The sequence below is a fragment of the Glutamicibacter sp. M10 genome (genome assembly GCF_025452055.1).
In the GTDB taxonomy this organism is placed as follows: Bacteria; Actinomycetota; Actinomycetes; order Actinomycetales; family Micrococcaceae; genus Glutamicibacter.
The window spans coordinates 2,057,213-2,072,321 of record NZ_CP104918.1; the positions used below are offsets into that span (position 1 = coordinate 2,057,213).

Annotated in this window: 14 protein-coding genes and 1 pseudogene; 8 read left to right on the forward strand and 7 right to left on the reverse strand. The window is 55.2% G+C overall.

Annotation, left to right across the window (positions count from 1 at the left end):
• Window positions 1–15: 15 nt before the first annotated feature.
• Together N6V40_RS10060 and N6V40_RS10065 are read left to right on the forward strand one after the other, a co-directional pair.
• Window positions 16–1,053 carry a TerC/Alx family metal homeostasis membrane protein gene (locus N6V40_RS10060; protein WP_262197529.1) on the forward strand — a complete coding sequence of 346 codons (1,038 nt, stop codon included), beginning with the start codon at window positions 16–18 and terminating at the stop codon, window positions 1,051–1,053.
• 97 nt (window positions 1,054–1,150) lie between these two features.
• Window positions 1,151–1,603, forward strand: a complete 453-nt coding sequence (locus N6V40_RS10065) for a MarR family winged helix-turn-helix transcriptional regulator (RefSeq protein WP_262197530.1) — start codon at window positions 1,151–1,153, stop codon at window positions 1,601–1,603.
• Window positions 1,604–1,734: 131 nt separating this feature from the next.
• Here N6V40_RS10065 and N6V40_RS10070 read toward each other — a convergent pair whose 3' ends face one another.
• The gene (locus N6V40_RS10070; RefSeq protein ID WP_262197532.1) at window positions 1,735–3,021 is read right to left on the reverse strand and encodes an alpha/beta fold hydrolase; all 1,287 of its coding nucleotides are present in this window, start codon (window positions 3,019–3,021) and stop codon (window positions 1,735–1,737) included.
• Between the two features lie 2 nt (window positions 3,022–3,023).
• Window positions 3,024–3,509, reverse strand: coding sequence for a GNAT family N-acetyltransferase (locus tag N6V40_RS10075; protein ID WP_262197533.1), 486 nt, complete (start codon window positions 3,507–3,509; stop codon window positions 3,024–3,026).
• Window positions 3,510–3,547: 38 nt separating this feature from the next.
• Here N6V40_RS10075 and N6V40_RS10080 point away from each other — a divergent pair, with 38 nt between their 5' ends.
• A complete protein-coding gene (locus tag N6V40_RS10080) occupies window positions 3,548–4,324 on the forward strand; it encodes a metal-dependent hydrolase (RefSeq protein WP_262197534.1) in 777 nt (258 codons plus the stop codon).
• Here N6V40_RS10080 and N6V40_RS10085 read toward each other — a convergent pair.
• The 3 genes and pseudogenes from N6V40_RS10085 to N6V40_RS10095 all read right to left on the reverse strand — a co-directional run bounded on the left by N6V40_RS10085 (window position 4,321) and on the right by N6V40_RS10095 (window position 7,492).
• The gene (locus N6V40_RS10085; RefSeq protein ID WP_262197536.1) at window positions 4,321–4,515 is read right to left on the reverse strand and encodes a hypothetical protein; all 195 of its coding nucleotides are present in this window, start codon (window positions 4,513–4,515) and stop codon (window positions 4,321–4,323) included. The two genes, N6V40_RS10080 and N6V40_RS10085, sit on opposite strands and share 4 nt — an antisense overlap.
• A gap of 36 nt (window positions 4,516–4,551) precedes the next feature.
• Window positions 4,552–4,956: an NUDIX domain-containing protein gene (locus tag N6V40_RS10090; RefSeq protein ID WP_262197537.1), complete on the reverse strand. Its 405-nt coding sequence runs from the start codon at window positions 4,954–4,956 to the stop codon at window positions 4,552–4,554.
• A gap of 6 nt (window positions 4,957–4,962) precedes the next feature.
• Window positions 4,963–7,492 (reverse strand): annotated as a pseudogene (locus N6V40_RS10095) (DEAD/DEAH box helicase).
• 76 nt (window positions 7,493–7,568) lie between these two features.
• Here N6V40_RS10095 and N6V40_RS10100 point away from each other — a divergent pair.
• Window positions 7,569–8,204, forward strand: coding sequence for a methyltransferase domain-containing protein (locus N6V40_RS10100; RefSeq protein WP_315973671.1), 636 nt, complete (start codon window positions 7,569–7,571; stop codon window positions 8,202–8,204).
• A gap of 139 nt (window positions 8,205–8,343) precedes the next feature.
• Here N6V40_RS10100 and N6V40_RS10105 read toward each other — a convergent pair whose 3' ends face one another.
• Together N6V40_RS10105 and N6V40_RS10110 are read right to left on the reverse strand one after the other, a co-directional pair.
• The gene (locus tag N6V40_RS10105) at window positions 8,344–8,739 is read right to left on the reverse strand and encodes a phosphatase PAP2 family protein (RefSeq protein ID WP_262197539.1); all 396 of its coding nucleotides are present in this window, start codon (window positions 8,737–8,739) and stop codon (window positions 8,344–8,346) included.
• A 362-nt stretch (window positions 8,740–9,101) separates the two neighbouring features.
• Window positions 9,102–9,755 carry an MBL fold metallo-hydrolase gene (locus N6V40_RS10110; RefSeq protein ID WP_131088437.1) on the reverse strand — a complete coding sequence of 218 codons (654 nt, stop codon included), beginning with the start codon at window positions 9,753–9,755 and terminating at the stop codon, window positions 9,102–9,104.
• A gap of 94 nt (window positions 9,756–9,849) precedes the next feature.
• Here N6V40_RS10110 and N6V40_RS10115 point away from each other — a divergent pair, with 94 nt between their 5' ends.
• From N6V40_RS10115 to uvrA, 4 genes are all read left to right on the forward strand, one after another.
• Window positions 9,850–10,227, forward strand: a complete 378-nt coding sequence (locus tag N6V40_RS10115) for a GntR family transcriptional regulator (RefSeq protein ID WP_131088436.1) — start codon at window positions 9,850–9,852, stop codon at window positions 10,225–10,227.
• Between the two features lie 177 nt (window positions 10,228–10,404).
• Entirely contained in the window at window positions 10,405–10,836 is a 432-nt protein-coding gene (locus N6V40_RS10120) for a PQQ-binding-like beta-propeller repeat protein (protein ID WP_131088435.1), read from the forward strand.
• A gap of 27 nt (window positions 10,837–10,863) precedes the next feature.
• Entirely contained in the window at window positions 10,864–11,403 is a 540-nt protein-coding gene (locus tag N6V40_RS10125) for a hypothetical protein (RefSeq protein ID WP_131088434.1), read from the forward strand.
• A 689-nt stretch (window positions 11,404–12,092) separates the two neighbouring features.
• Window positions 12,093–14,963 (forward strand): excinuclease ABC subunit UvrA, encoded by a 2,871-nt coding sequence (uvrA, locus tag N6V40_RS10130; RefSeq protein WP_131088433.1) that lies wholly within the window; start codon window positions 12,093–12,095, stop codon window positions 14,961–14,963.
• Window positions 14,964–15,109: the final 146 nt, after the last annotated feature.

Here is a 15,109-nt window from a genome sequence, read left to right on the forward strand (position 1 = left end):
AAAGGTCGCTCGTCTGTGGGCACTCATGGGTTAACCATTCAATTCGAGATCATCGCGCTGGTCGTGCTGTGTGCGGTGCTAATCGCAGACTTGCTGTACGTCACCAAGCGACCTCACATTCCCTCCATGAAGGAAGCTGGCATCTTTGTCGGCATCTACATCACCTTAGCTTTGATCTTCGGCGGAATCCTCTGGTGGCAAGCCGGACCGCAGATCGGCCAGGAGTTCTACGCCGGCTGGATCACCGAATATGCGTTGTCGGTAGACAACTTGTTCGTCTTCATCATCATCATGGCGCGCTTCTCGGTACCTCGTAAGTACCAGCAGGAAGTGCTGATGTTCGGCATTATTATCGCGCTGATCCTGCGTGCAATCTTCATAGTTCTCGGTGCTGCCATTATTGAGCAGTGGTCGTGGGTCTTCTATATCTTCGGTGCCTTCCTGCTGTGGACCGCATGGAACCAGCTCAAGGACGAAGATGAGGACGAAGAGAGCGGTCTAGTTAAGAAGCTGACCAGCCGTATGCCGATTTCCAATGAGTTCGACGGCGCAAAACTGCGCACCGTGATCGACGGAAAGAAGCTGTTCACCCCGATGGTGCTGGTCTTCGTGACCATCGGTATGACCGACTTGCTGTTCGCCTTTGACTCGATTCCTGCCATCTTCGGTCTGACAAAGTCTGCGTTTATCGTGTTCACCGCGAACATCTTCGCCCTGATGGGTCTGCGCCAGCTGTACTTCCTGCTGGGTGGATTGATGAACCGTTTGGTCTTCCTGAAGCACGCACTGAGCTTCATCCTGGCGTTCATCGGCGTGAAGCTGGTCTTCCACGCTCTGCACGAGAACAACCTGCCATTCATCAACGGTGGCAAGCACCTGGATTACCCATGGTTGGATATCTCGACCGGTCTGTCCTTGCTGGTGATCCTAGGCGCGATTATCGTTGCGACCGTAATGTCCTTGTGGACTCCATGGGGTCGACATGCCGCCGAAGCTGCTGAAGGCGACTTGATGACGTCGTCCTCTGACAGGGCTTTGCGCGACGACATCTAATAAGCAGAATGAGCCCGCCGGTTCGCCTTCCAAGGTTGATCGGCGGGTTTTCTCTGGCTCGATGCAAGCTAGCGAACTTATCTTGGAGGTAAATTTCATGAGCGATGCACCAACTGATTCCAAATCTGTAGCTGCTGACGTTGCGCACGCTTCAGGAACAATGTCTCGCCTCCTGGGTCAGAGCGCAGGCCAAGGCCGCTCTGTGACCGCTTGGCGGGTGCTCTCTTCCTTGGACCGATTGGGCGCTCAGCGAGTGGGCGACTTGGCCATTGAACAACGAGTTGCCCAGCCAACGATGACCGGGCTGGTCATACGGCTTGAAAAGGATCGTATGGTCAAGCGTCAAGATGATCCGAAGGATCGCAGGGCCAGCCTAGTGAACCTCACCAAAGCTGGACGCAGGGAAATCGAAGGCTATCGTGAACGCGCAATGAACGTTCTTTTGGGTGGGATCGAAGGCTTTAGCGAAGAAGACCAGCGAGTTCTGGCCCGCTCTGTAGCGTTGTTGCAGCAGCTGAACAATCAGATTGCTGCAGGTTTAGATAGCTAGATCAGGCTCTCTGGCCGCTCGTCCTAGTGATCGTGCTGGCCCGAGACATGCATTAAACACACAGTATTAAACAAAGAGGCGCGCCGTTTCCAAACATGTTTGGAAACGGCGCGCCTGTGTGTTTCTAGAAATCAATCGCCCTTTGCGGCCACTTCAGGATCTTCACCGTTGGTCATGGCCAACAGGCGGCGGAAAATTGCTGGACCGTCATCGCCGATGCCATCGTGGTGGTACTCATCAGTGACCCACGTCTGTAGACCCGCAACCTGCGAGGCCGTACGCAAGGAGAACTCGCGGTCGACGTAGACGTCGTCGTGGTACACGGCAGCGGCCACCGGGACGGTGTTCTCGGCTAGTACATCCAGGTCGTAGAGTGGCGCAAAATGCTCGTGTTCGGCCAAGATCCGCGCAACATCTTCCAGCGGGCGCAGTGCTGGATCTTGGGCAAAGTGCCAACGGAAGATCATCTCGCCGGTCAACAATGGAGTTTTCGCGTGCTCGGTGAACTCCTCAAATTCACTGAGCACGTCTTCGGCGGCAAAGTTCGTCGCCTCGCCTTGGGCATAGATACTCTCGTGCATCAACGCATAGAGCGGGTTCGACGCAAACGATGACTGCGCATATAAAGCGTCAAGGAACGTATCGGAAAGTCGTAGGCCACCAGGAGTCGGGCTAAAGGCTTCTTCGAAGATATGGTGAAGCAGGTGCACGCGGGTATTTCCACCCAGGTACATGCCCAACATCTGCACCAGTGGCACAGTAACTTGCTGTCCGTTGGGCAAAAACTCGTCATGGTTTTCACGCACGTGCTGGTAAATCTGGTGCAACTTGTCGAAGTCTTCTGGATACCAGGAGAAAAATTCACGATTACGTTCGGCCATGCGTGCATAGGTTGCCCGGTACACGGTCCGTGCATCCTGATCCAACGACGCTAGCCCGCCGGTAACAAGGCAACGCGATAGTGACGCGGGGAAGAGCGAAAGATAGGTCAGCGTGCAGAACCCGCCGTAGCTCTGGCCAAAGGTGCTCCACTTTTCCACGCCCAGATGCTCACGAAGCGCTTCAGCATCTTTGACAATGGAGTCGGCGCGGAAATACTCCAAGTACCGTGCTTGTGCTGCTGAGTCTCCGCGCAGTGCCAGGGTCTTGCGGTTGGCCGGCGTGGAAAGCCCGGTGCCACGCTGATCGAGCAAGAGCACTCGGAAGTGCTTGGTGGCTTCGGCGAGCCAACCCGAAAGGGAAGCTGGCCGTGGCGACTTGCCACCCGGGCCGCCCTGTAAGAACAGCAACCACGGCTTAGTTGAGTCGGTGCTGACTTCTCTGGCAAAAACCGAGATCTTTTCACCTTCTGGGCGCGAGTAGTCCAGCGGAACATCGATGCGATGATCGGTGACGTCCATGCCGCGGTAATGTGCCATTTTTATGCTCCTTGCGATCCGAGTTCTTCAAGTGCGGCGCCATCTAGCCGTCGAGTTGTCCAACCGTTCTGTGAACCTGCGCCAATCGAGTCGTAAAACTTGATCGCAGGTTCATTCCAATCTAGGACGTCCCACTCTAAACGCTTGTATCCTCGCTGAACACAAATTTCTGCGAGCTGACGTAAGAGCGCGGTGCCGGTGCCAAGCCCGCGCTGGCTGGAGCGAACGTAGAGATCTTCCAAGTGGATCCCATGTCGGCCTTCCCAGGTGGAGTAGGTCAAGTACCAGATGGCAATGCCAACGACCGAACCCTGATCATCCTGAGCCACATGGGCGAAAGCCTGTGGGTTAGGGCCGAACAAGTGCTCTTCCAGATCCTTCACGGTGTTGCGCACCGCATCCGGTTCCTTCTCATACACAGCAAGTTCGTTGATTAGTTCCAGAATCATCGGGCAGTCGTTGATGACTGCTTCGCGCACAATACTCATGTGTTCTAGCTTACCGCTGTCATACAGCTAAAACGTCGGTGACCAGTCCTAAGGTTGAACTCATGATGGGTGGACACCACGCGGTGAGCGGCGCAGCCGCATGGTTGGCAATTACAACTCCAGTGACCGTTGGGACTGTAAACCTCGGGCTGGGAACATTCCAGATGGACCGTTGGGAGACACTCGCCGGAGCAATTGTGTGTGCCGGAGCCGCCTTGCTACCTGATGCTGATCATCACGGCGCCACGATCGCGCGCTCACTTCCGCCGTTTTCATCCATTTTTGCTCGGGTTATCGGCGAAGCCTCCGGCGGCCACCGAAACGGTACCCACTCGATTATTGGAATGGCGTTTTTCATCTTCTTGGCATGGCTGGCCAACGGTTGGGACGTGGCCACCGCGGCCCTCGGAACTATCTATCCCGGAGCAGCATTATTCGCGATTCTGCTTATATCCTTCGCAGTGAAGTCGGTTAAATTCATGCCGCCCATGCTCTGCTGGATCATCGCCCTGGCCACGGGTGCCTTTGTTGGGGTGAATGCGCCCGAAGCGAATCAGTGGTTCCTATTGGCCGTGGCAGTGGGCGTCATTGTCCATGTTGTGGGGGATATGCTCACGGTCGGCGGATGCAATTTGATCTGGCCGATCAAGATCGGGTCCCCACGATGGTTCCGCAAAATTCCTGTAATTGGCGGCTGCTGGAAGTCCAACGGTCGACTGGCAGTCCCCGTGCTGGCGGAGACCGGATCGACCGCGGAATGGTTACTGGCCACGCTTCTGACGACCTATGTTGGAATTGCGCTCATCGTTGCCTAGCTAGCTTCACCCAGCGGTGCAAGGTTCTCGCCGCAGTAAACAAGCGCGGTTCCTAGGATCAACGAGCCAATCTGCACCGTGGTCGACATCAAGGCGTCAGGGCTGAAAAGTGCCGACCAGCCACTGAGTAGACCAACTACGGTTAGCAGCACGAGGCATGCTCCCGTGACGCGGAGTCTGAATCCATTCATGGCCATACCCTACGACAACGTCACTAACTTGGCTACTCACTGCCTACGAGCCGACCCAGTGCTATCAATTCGTGCGGGACTGTCATTGAAGGTAGCTTCCCTGTCCCAAAAGCGCAGCTCTGCGGCCCTTTGCGGTTCCCGGATCACTGGTGTTCCCGACCAATTTCGGGCGACGAAAAAGTGGTCTTCGTAAGTCTTGGCCGAGCCGTCATGGTTCTGGTGACGCGCCGAAACGGTCAACAGACGCAGATCCGTAGGCTCAATGAGCACTCCGAGTTCCTCACTAGCCTCTCGAACTGCTGCAGCTGCCGCAGATTCACCCGGTTCTACATGCCCAGCGGCGGCTGCGCTCCAATATCCGTCCATGAAACCAGTGCCTTGTCGCAGTTGCAGCAAGACCTGGTCATCACGAACCATCAACGCGTAAGCGATCGCTTTCACCCGAGATTAGCCCAGCCGGCCAACGGAGGTTACGGTCACGACCGGCGCTCCGACCTCATCGGAATCATCCAAGGAGATCGTGGCGCTAATACCCCAGTCATGATGTTCGGCTGGGTCCGCAAAGATCTGACGAACTTCCCAGACACGATTGGGCAACTCGTTGACGATGAACAAGGCGCTGCTGCGACCGGTGGGACCGTCGTCGATGTCCTCGTGCTCGTCAAAGTATCCGTCCAAGGCATCGGCCCAAGCGTCGGAATCAAACCCGTTGTGGCCATCAAGCTCACCGAGGGCTTGGTCTTGCTCGTCGGCGAAGAGCTTAACCCTGCGGAACATTTCGTTGCGGACCATCACGCGGAAAGCACGCTTATTGCTGGTCAGCTTTTCCGGAGCTGGAGGTGGGGCAGTTTCGGTTTCCTCGCTCAGCTCGCCACGCGACAACTCTTCCCATTCGTCAAGCAACGAGGAGTCAATCTGGCGGATCATCTCTCCGAGCCACTCGATCAGATCTTCAAGGTCTTCGCGCAGTGAATCTTGGGGAACTGTTTGGCGCAGGGCCTTATACGCATCGGTGAGGTAGCGCAACAACACACCCTCGGAGCGCGCCAGCTGGTAGTACTGGACAAAATCGGAGAAGCCCATGGCACGTTCGTACATGTCACGAACGATCGACTTGGGCTGCACCTCAAAGTCGGCCAGCCACGGAGCACCCGAACGATATTGTTCAAACGCGGCCTCAAGCTTTTCCGCCAAAGGCATCGGATAAGTAATCTCATCCAGCGCGTTCATGCGGTCGTTGTAGTCCATGCCTTCGGCCTTCATCGCGGCAATGGCTTCGCCCCGAGCCTTTTTCTCCTGCCCGGAAAGTATCTGGCGCGGCTTTTCGAGTGTCGCTTCGATCACCGAGACGACGTCGAGGGCGTAACTGGCAGAATCTGGATCCAACAGATCCAAGGCAGCGAGTGCAAAAGGCGAGAGCGGTTGGTTCAGCGCAAAGTTCTGCTGCAGGTGCACGGTCAACTCGTAGTAGTTACCGTACTGATCTGGTTCGTCTCGGCGGACAACAACTTCGGTGGCGATCAGCTCACGTAAGATGCCCAGTGCACGCAGTTTCAACTTTCGCTGGGCGGCAGGTGTCTCATGGTTTTCGCTGAGCAAACGGACCGCGGCCTCGAAGGCGTTGTCTTCACGTTCCAAAAGGTTCAGCAGCATCGAGTGCGAAACCTGGAACGAGGACTTCAGCGTTTCTGGGGCAGCAGCAACAATCTTGTCGTAGGTCTTTTCGCCCCAGGTGACAAAGTTCTGTGGTGGCTTCTTCTTAGGGATCTGTTTGAGCTTCGAGGAACCTTCGCCGTGCTTCTTCAGCGCCTTTTCCATGGCCTTGTGATTTTCGATGGCATGCTCAGGGGCCTGAACCAGTACGGTACCAGCGGTATCAAAACCAGCACGTCCGGCTCGACCAGCAATCTGATGGAACTCGCGGGCATTAACGATGCGTGTACGGGTGCCGTCGAATTTGGACAGCGCGGTGATGACCACCGTGCGGATAGGCACGTTGATGCCCACGCCCAAGGTGTCGGTACCGCAAATGACCTTGAGTAGACCTGCCTGCGCGAGCTGTTCCACCAGGCGACGGTACTTAGGGAGCATGCCGGCGTGGTGGATGCCGATGCCGTGGCGGACCAAACGGTTCAGCGTCTTGCCAAAACCAGCGGCGAAGCGGAAGCCACCGATCATCTCGGAGATCTTTTCCTTCTCCTCACGCGTGGCTACATTAACGCTCATCAACCCGGTGGCGCGATCAATGGCGTCGAGTTGGGAGAAGTGCACGATGTAGATCGGGACCTGCTTGGTCTTGATCAGTTCCTCGACGGCTTCCTGCACAGGCTCCATCGAGTAGTAGAAGTGCAAGGGGATCGGGCGTTCGGTGTGTGCGACCGTGACGGTCGGCGTTCCGGTGCGCTCCTCGAGTTCTTTCTCAAAGCGGGTCACATCGCCCAAGGTGGCGCTCATGAGCAGGAACTGAGCCTGTGGAAGTTCGATCAGGGAACTTGCCAGGCCCAGCCGCGCTGTGGGTCAGCGTAGAAGTGGAATTCGTCCATGATCACGCATCCGACATCTGCGCGGGAACCTTCGCGCAAGGCAATGTTGGCTAAGATCTCGGCCGTGCAGCAAATGATCGGAGCGTCGGCGTTGACGGAGGAATCTCCGGTGACCATACCGACGTTTTCTGCACCAAAGATTTTGCAGAGGTCAAAAACTTCTCGGAGACTAGTGCCTTGATCGGCGCAGTGTAGAAGCTGATCTGATCGCGGGACATGGCATAAAAATGCGCTGCGATGGCGACCAAAGATTTGCCGGAGCCGGTCGGGGTGGCAAGGATGACGTTGTTGCCGCCGGCCAGCGCCATCGACGCTTCATCCTGGGCAGGGTAGAGGTTGATACCACGGGTGGTGACCCATTGGCCGAAAGCCTCGTAGATTTCGTCGTCGGAAACGTTTTTGCTGTCTGCTGGCAAATAATCGGTGAGCAACATGATGTTACTAGCCTATCGGTTCAACGCCATGTCTCGGTGCCTAGTAGCCCGTAGAACAAAGGATTAGGCTGAGGGCATGAAATGGGATCCAGCTAAGTACACAGAATTCTCCGATTACCGCGGACGTCCATATAAAGACTTGCTCGGGCAGCTAACCGAAATTGAGCCGAAAAATATTGTCGATTTGGGCTGCGGACCGGGGAATATGACTCGGCTGTTGGCGCAACGATGGCCCGATGCTCAGGTGACCGGTCTGGACTCTTCTGCGGAAATGATCGCGAAGGCTAAGTCTTCGGAACATGAACCGAACCTAGATTTTGCCTTAGCTGATGCCACCACATGGCGACCCGCCGAAAACCTAGATCTGTTGTTCTCCAATGCGATGTTGCAATGGCTTCCGAATCACCGCGAGCTACTGTCCTCATGGTTGGGCACTATGAAACCCGGAGCCTATGTAGCGATCCAGATGCCAGGGAACTTCCGTTCACCTTCTCATGCGCTGATGCGCGAAGTGGCCGAAAGTCCAAAGTGGATTCAGAAGCTCGGGGAGTACTACGCGACGGCCACGTTGTGGGAGAACCAGAGGAGTATCAGCGGCTATTGCTGCAGCAAGGATTCCAAGCAAATGTCTGGGAGACAACATTCCAGCAATTGTTGCCCGGCGATGACCCCATTGTGGATTGGGTTCGCGGTACGGCACTATTGCCGGTGAAAGCGGTATTGGACGCAGAGGACTATCTAGAATTTGAGGATGACTATCGAGCGGTAGTCAGCATTCACTACCCATCGGTGCAGACCCCGGACGGTACGAAGCTAACGAACTTCCCATTCCGTCGAATATTCGTGATCGGTCACAAACTGACCCAGTAGCGGGCAGGCACTAGTTTCTGCAGCAAATCAGGCAGAACTTTCACTGCGATGATCACGCTCAAGGTGCCTAACGCCAGCCCCGAAACTACATCGTGGAAGTAGTGTGCCCCGACGCCGACCCTAGACAGACCGATAACTATAGCTAGTGGGATCGCATATTTGGCCAGCTTCGGGACCACCAGAGTGCACACCGTGGCGATAGCGGCCGCGACTACAGAATGATTGGACGGCCAAGACCAGTCTCCCGAGGCCGGGCAAGCCATCGCGGTGAGCACATCAAGAGAATTGCACGGTCGTTTCTCGCGGAAAATTGCTTTGATGAGTTCACTGAGCACATAGCCAATTCCAGCGCCAATGCCACCGGAGGCTAGAGACAAAAAAGTGGACGATCCCGAAACCAGCAAGTGATGGTGAGCGCAACGGCGCCTAGCACTAACAGCTTGAGCAGGGCGTCGGAGCAAAAAATCACGATAGCCGACAGCAAAGATGAGGAAACGACGACGCCACTGATGCCCGAGTACAGGACATCACGTAGCGGGAAAGATAGCGCGGCGATGAGGACCAGTGCGACAACTACCATTGCTGGTCGAGTCGGTCGGATCTTATATTTCGCGGTGGGGGAAAGACTCACGAGTGGCGATTATACGGATCCGGGCTGTGCGCCAAATTCAGTGAGCTATCACCGAACTGCCAGTGCGAGATGCCCACAAGTAAACCTTGGGGCATCCGGCGACACTGTTTACCAGCCGCGTTCGCGCCACTGATCAAGATGCGGGCGTTGTTCACCTAGGGTCGTTGTGTCTCCATGCCCGGGCAATACTTTGGTTTCGTCTGGGAAGCGATCGAAGATTCGTTCGGAGACGTCGGTAATCAGTGAGAGGAAGCGCTGTGGGTCTTTCCACGTGTTGCCAACGCCGCCGGGGAAGAGGCTGTCACCGCTGAGTACGACCGGCTGTCCGGAGGAATCAACTAGCGCATAGCCAATGGAACCTGGCGTGTGTCCGCGCAGGTGGATGGCTTCAATAATTACGTCGCCGAGCTTTAACTGATCACCATGGTTCAACCCGTTGGTGATTTGAACACCAGATTCTTCAGCGATGCCGGTCATGTCCTCGGCGCCGGCATAGGTAGTAACAGGGTATTTTTCGACGATGTCGGCCAACGCACGAATGTGGTCCCAATGCTGGTGTGTGGTGGCAATACCAACAATTTGGGGATCTTGCGCATCACCTTGCGAGGCCTGAATGAGTTCTGCAATTGCAGGGACGTCGTCGGCAGCATCAACAAGCAGCTGCTCGCCGGTCCCTCGGTGAGTAATGAGGTAAACATTGTTTTCCATGTCGGAAACGGAGGTCCAGCGGATGGTCACGTCATCTAGCAATAGTTCGTTCATACCACTCACACTACGACGGAATATATGGTCAACGCGACCATTAAAGATAGGCTCGGGACAACAGAAGATACAGTTCCAACGAATGGAGCACAGCATGAGCGAACTAGCATTCATCAAGATTGACCCCAACTCCACCGTGGCGCCGTACCAGCAGGTCCGGGAACAAATACTCTCCGCCATTGCTAAGGGAAAGCTTGCACCAGGTACAAAGCTGCCTTCAGTTCGGGCGTTGTCCGGGACGCTGAATCTGGCGGTTAATACAGTAGCCAAGGTATACAAGGAGCTAGAACTGCAGGGGGCCGTCGTCACCCGTGGTCGTCACGGCACCGTGGTACAGGCGGCCGACGATCGCGGTGAGCAGGAAGTCAGCGATGCCGCAGCAGACCTGGCTCGGATTGCGCAGCTATGGTCAGTGGATGAAGCGACCGCCGTGAAATACCTGCGTGCCGCTTTTAGCTCTTTGCCACGCTGAGAAATGACGAGCTTGATGTAGCGCGAGCTACCTAGTAGTGCGCCACTGGGCGCCATAGCGCTGTGATGTTCCGTATCAAGGAACGGTTCTAAAAGTTTGTGGATAACCCTCTTGGGCCTTTGAAATCTGGGTTTAGACTCTGGAACTAAATCAATGTTCCCGGGGCAGGAAAACACCATGAATTCGACTGCACATCGCCACGTAACTTCGAAAAGCATCACCGCAATTACCATCAGCGCACTGATCCTCAACGGTGCCTTGGCCGGTTGTACTGCCAACAAGACTGAATCCAGTCCCGCGCCTGCCGAGCAAGCCGAGAAAGCCGAGGAACAAGTTCCCGTTCCCGCGAGCTTTGCGTGGAAAACCGAAGAAGTTCTCGTATCGGATCCAACCGTAATTGACGATGTGGCCATTGCCTATCGACGTGTTGGCCCGCAGCTGGAAGTGATCGCGCGGAATCTGAAAAACGGTAAGCAAGTGTGGAAGGACGAGGCACTCGGTGCAGCCGATGCGCGGGGCATCAGTCCAAGTATCGAAACCGTAGAACATGATGGCAAGAACTACGTGGCCTATACCGGAACAAGAACGGACGCCGTGGGGACACTCTAGATCGTCGATGTTGCCACTGGTAAACCAGTGAAGATCAACAACAATTTTGAACTTTGGGGAAACCGGCCAAATGTCTGCGGCAAGACTTTCTGCACTGAAGGTTCAAAGGTGCGTAATGAGCAGTATCTTGACCATCAGCACATGAAATTTGATTGGTCCAGCAAGCAATGGTTCACGGTACCTGAGAACAAGCTCGAATTCGGGTACCAGCAAGGTGGGCGCCATCTGGGCGAAGGCATCTTCTCCTACTGGGACAAGAACGACAAACAGATGCGCAATTTCTCCAAAGGAACCAAGACGTTGTGGGAACGGCCCTACGAAGAAGTCTTCGCTAAAGGGTATTCAACATCCGGCGGCTGGAACTGGACAAGCGTAGAAAAAACAAAGAAATTCTGCTCGGCTCTGGCTCACACAGCCAGGGCGATTTCTTTGAAACCGATAAAAAGAGAGCTGAATACCGGCTTGCCGATCTGTCGAAACTTGTTGCGCTTGATGCGAAGACCGGAAAAACCTTGTGGTCCCAAGCGGGTATCTCGCCACGGTGCGGATTCGACTCGCCCCAAATAAACGAAGCCAATGACGACACAATCGTTATTTGCTACTACGACGGGGCAATCAAACACTGACGGCGAGAAAAGATGACTACTACTCGGTGGAAATAGACGATGCTGCGTGGAGCGCGGTTGCATTGGATGTGAAGACCGGCGGCAAAAAAGTAGCAATACAAACTTAGCGATCCTTACGACTACGATGCCAGGGTAGAAACGGCTGGAATACCGCGCGTCGACGATAATACCTCGATACTTCCACTCAGGGGTGGCGACAAAGCGGTTAGTAACGCCGATGGCACCGTTGTCCCATTGGCGGATGTTGTGGGAGAAAACGCAATTTGTTCGGAAGATCGCGAGCCATACTTTATTTACTCCGCGACCTTAGGTACTGAAGTACCAACGGAACACAAAGCATCGGGGGACACCAGCTTCGATGAGGCCGAAATAGTGTGTAAGCGCGGGACATGGAAACCGAGTAAGGGCATGACGACGGTACAAGAATTTCGACGGGCAGGGTACGACGAGAAAGAAGTTGTTGTACTCAACGGCTTAGAAGGCATGATGGCTTACCGAATGACGGCTACGGACGGGCAGTAAGGCGCAGATTGGCGCTCGCCGAATGCGTTGGTGAGCCTGTGAAAAAATTTCTGTGAGATAGAACCACTCGTACACTTATTCGAAGTAGTTTTCGATTAGTATGGGCTCGTGGCTACTACTGCAGACAGCAATAAAACAGATCTTACGCGCCTGATCGTCAAGGGCGCGCGTGAGCACAACCTTAAGAACGTAGACATTGATCTACCGCGTGACGCGATGATTGTCTTCACCGGGCTTTCCGGTTCCGGCAAATCCTCGCTCGCTTTCGACACGATCTTTGCCGAAGGTCAGCGTCGTTATGTCGAGTCACTTTCTGCGTACGCCCGCATGTTCCTCGGGCAGGTAGACAAGCCGGACGTGGACTTCATTGAGGGCCTTTCTCCAGCGGTGTCGATCGATCAGAAGTCGACCAGCAAAAACCCTCGTTCAACCGTCGGTACGATTACCGAGGTCTACGACTACATGCGCCTGCTCTGGGCCCGTGTTGGTCACCCACATTGCCCGATTTGTCATGAGCCGATCTCCAAGCAGACTCCTCAGCAAATCGTGGATCAGTTGATAGAGCTACCTGAAAAAACTCGTTTCCAGATCCTCGCTCCGGTTGTTCGTTCACGCAAGGGTGAGTTTGTTGACCTCTTTGCGGAGCTTTCCTCAAAGGGCTTCTCGCGTGCCCGAGTTGACGGCGAAACGATCCAACTTAATGATCCTCCGAAGCTTGCCAAGCAGGTTAAGCACACCATTGAGGTAGTGGTTGACCGTCTAGCAATCAAGGAAGATGCCCGACAGCGTTTGACGGATTCCATCGAGACGGCTCTGGGCATCGCCGATGGTCGAGTATTGGCCGACTTTGTTGACCTGGATGCCGATGATCCCAAACGTGTCCGCTCGTTCTCCGAAAATCTTGCGTGCCCTAATGAGCACCCGCTAGCCATTGATGAGATTGAGCCTCGCACTTTCTCCTTCAACAACCCATTCGGTGCTTGTGCTGCCTGCTCTGGTATCGGTACCAAGCTCGAAGTTGACGAACACCTGATCGTTCCCGATCCGGAGGTCACCTTGGCTGAGGGTGCTATCGCTCCGTGGTCACTGGGTAAGGCAACCACCGAGTACTGGAACCGTCTTATTGAGGGGCTCGGCCAAGAACTTGGCTTCAGCATGAGCACTCGGTGGAAAGACCTGCCAGCCACGGCTCGCGAAGCGATTCTCAGCGGTAAAGACCACAAAGTTGTTGTTCAGTACAAGAACCGTTTTGGCCGCGAACGCAAGTACTCCACTGGTTTTGAAGGCGTCATCTCCTACGTGCATCGCAAGCATGAAGAAACCGAGTCGGATCACGCTCGCGATCGTTACGAGCAGTACATGCGTCAGATCCCATGCCCTACTTGTGGTGGCGCGCGACTGAACCCAGCTTCCCTTTCGGTGCTCGTCGGCGGCCGTTCCATTGCAGAGGTTTCTGCCATGGACCTGCGCAGTGCAGCAAACTTCCTATCTAACATTGAGCTCTCAGCGCGTGAAGCGAAGATTGCAGCTCAGGTGGTTAAGGAAATCGACGCCCGCATGAAGTTCTTGCTGGACGTTGGACTGGAATACCTGACTCTAGAGCGTGCCGCCGGAACACTTTCAGGCGGCGAAGCGCAGCGTATTCGACTTGCCACCCAAATTGGTTCAGGCCTGGTGGGCGTGCTGTATGTTCTCGATGAACCTTCGATCGGTTTGCACCAGCGAGATAACCGACGCCTGATCGATACCCTTCTGCGCCTGCGCTCATTGGGTAATACTTTGATCGTCGTGGAGCACGATGAAGACACCATCGCTGAGGCCGATTGGATTGTTGACATCGGTCCAGGTGCGGGCGAGAACGGTGGCGAAGTTGTCCACTCCGGATCTGTCGAGGGACTCAAAGCCAATACACGCTCTTTGACCGGTGACTACCTGTCGGGGCGCAAGCAGATCGACATCCCTACCAAGCGACGCAAGGTTGATAAGGATCGCAAGCTCAAGGTCGTTGGCGCCAACGAGAACAACCTGCAGGACGTATCGGTTGAATTCCCGCTGGGTCTGCTTACGGCAGTGACCGGTGTATCTGGTTCAGGTAAATCGACCTTGGTCAACGACATCCTGTACAAGGTGCTGGCCAACAAGCTCAACGGTGCCAAGCAAGTGCCAGGTCGCCACACCCGAGTGTTGGGTTTGGAGCACTTGGACAAGGTCGTGCATGTTGACCAGTCGCCAATCGGTCGTACTCCACGGTCAAACCCTGCCACCTACACCGGTGTCTTTGATCATGTCCGTAAGCTTTTCGCGGAGACCAATGAAGCGAAGCTACGCGGTTACCAGCCAGGGCGCTTCTCATTCAACGTGAAGGGTGGACGTTGCGAATCTTGCTCCGGCGACGGAACGCTCAAGATCGAGATGAACTTCCTGCCTGACGTCTACGTTCCGTGCGAAGTTTGCCATGGGGCACGCTACAACCGCGAGACCTTGCAGGTGCTCTACAAGGGCAAGAACATCGCTGACGTTCTGAATATGCCAATCGCTGAGGGTGCAGAATTCTTCAGTGCATTCACCCCGATTGCGCGCCACCTTCGCACACTGGTTGATGTGGGCTTGGGCTACGTCCGCCTTGGACAGCCTGCCACCACTCTGTCCGGTGGTGAGGCTCAGCGCGTGAAGCTCGCCGCCGAATTGCAGAAGCGTTCCAACGGTCGGTCCATCTACGTTTTGGATGAGCCCACCACTGGTCTGCACTTCGAAGATATTCGAAAGCTGCTGCTGGTCTTGCAAAGCCTGGTCGACAAGGGCAACACCGTTTTGACCATTGAGCACAACTTGGACGTCATCAAGTCTGCCGATTGGGTGATTGATCTAGGTCCTGAAGGCGGATCCGGTGGTGGAACTATCTTGGCGACCGGAACCCCGGAAAAGGTAGCCAAGGTCAGCGAGTCGCATACCGGAAAGTTCCTCGCGGAAATCCTGTAGAACACGGTGCGCGGATCAGGGAAATATGCCTTTTCAGTCATGGATTCCTGACCCGCACCCGCTTCGTGGGAAGATAGCTAAGTGAATATGTCGGTAACAAGTGCGCTCTTCGATCTTGACGGGACTCTCGTGGACCCCGCAGGTGC

What these genes read in the sequence shown, in the direction of transcription:
- N6V40_RS10115 (WP_131088436.1), top strand. Translation starts at nt 9,850, where the DNA reads ATGAGCGAACTAGCATTCATCAAGATTGACCCCAACTCCACCGTGGCG.
- N6V40_RS10100 (WP_315973671.1), top strand. Translation starts at nt 7,569, where the DNA reads ATGAAATGGGATCCAGCTAAGTACACAGAATTCTCCGATTACCGCGGA.
- N6V40_RS10110 (WP_131088437.1), bottom strand. Translation starts at nt 9,755, where the DNA reads ATGAACGAACTATTGCTAGATGACGTGACCATCCGCTGGACCTCCGTT.
- N6V40_RS10120 (WP_131088435.1), top strand. Translation starts at nt 10,405, where the DNA reads ATGAATTCGACTGCACATCGCCACGTAACTTCGAAAAGCATCACCGCA.
- N6V40_RS10065 (WP_262197530.1), top strand. Translation starts at nt 1,151, where the DNA reads ATGAGCGATGCACCAACTGATTCCAAATCTGTAGCTGCTGACGTTGCG.
- N6V40_RS10075 (WP_262197533.1), bottom strand. Translation starts at nt 3,509, where the DNA reads ATGAGTATTGTGCGCGAAGCAGTCATCAACGACTGCCCGATGATTCTG.
- N6V40_RS10070 (WP_262197532.1), bottom strand. Translation starts at nt 3,021, where the DNA reads ATGGCACATTACCGCGGCATGGACGTCACCGATCATCGCATCGATGTT.
- N6V40_RS10085 (WP_262197536.1), bottom strand. Translation starts at nt 4,515, where the DNA reads ATGAATGGATTCAGACTCCGCGTCACGGGAGCATGCCTCGTGCTGCTA.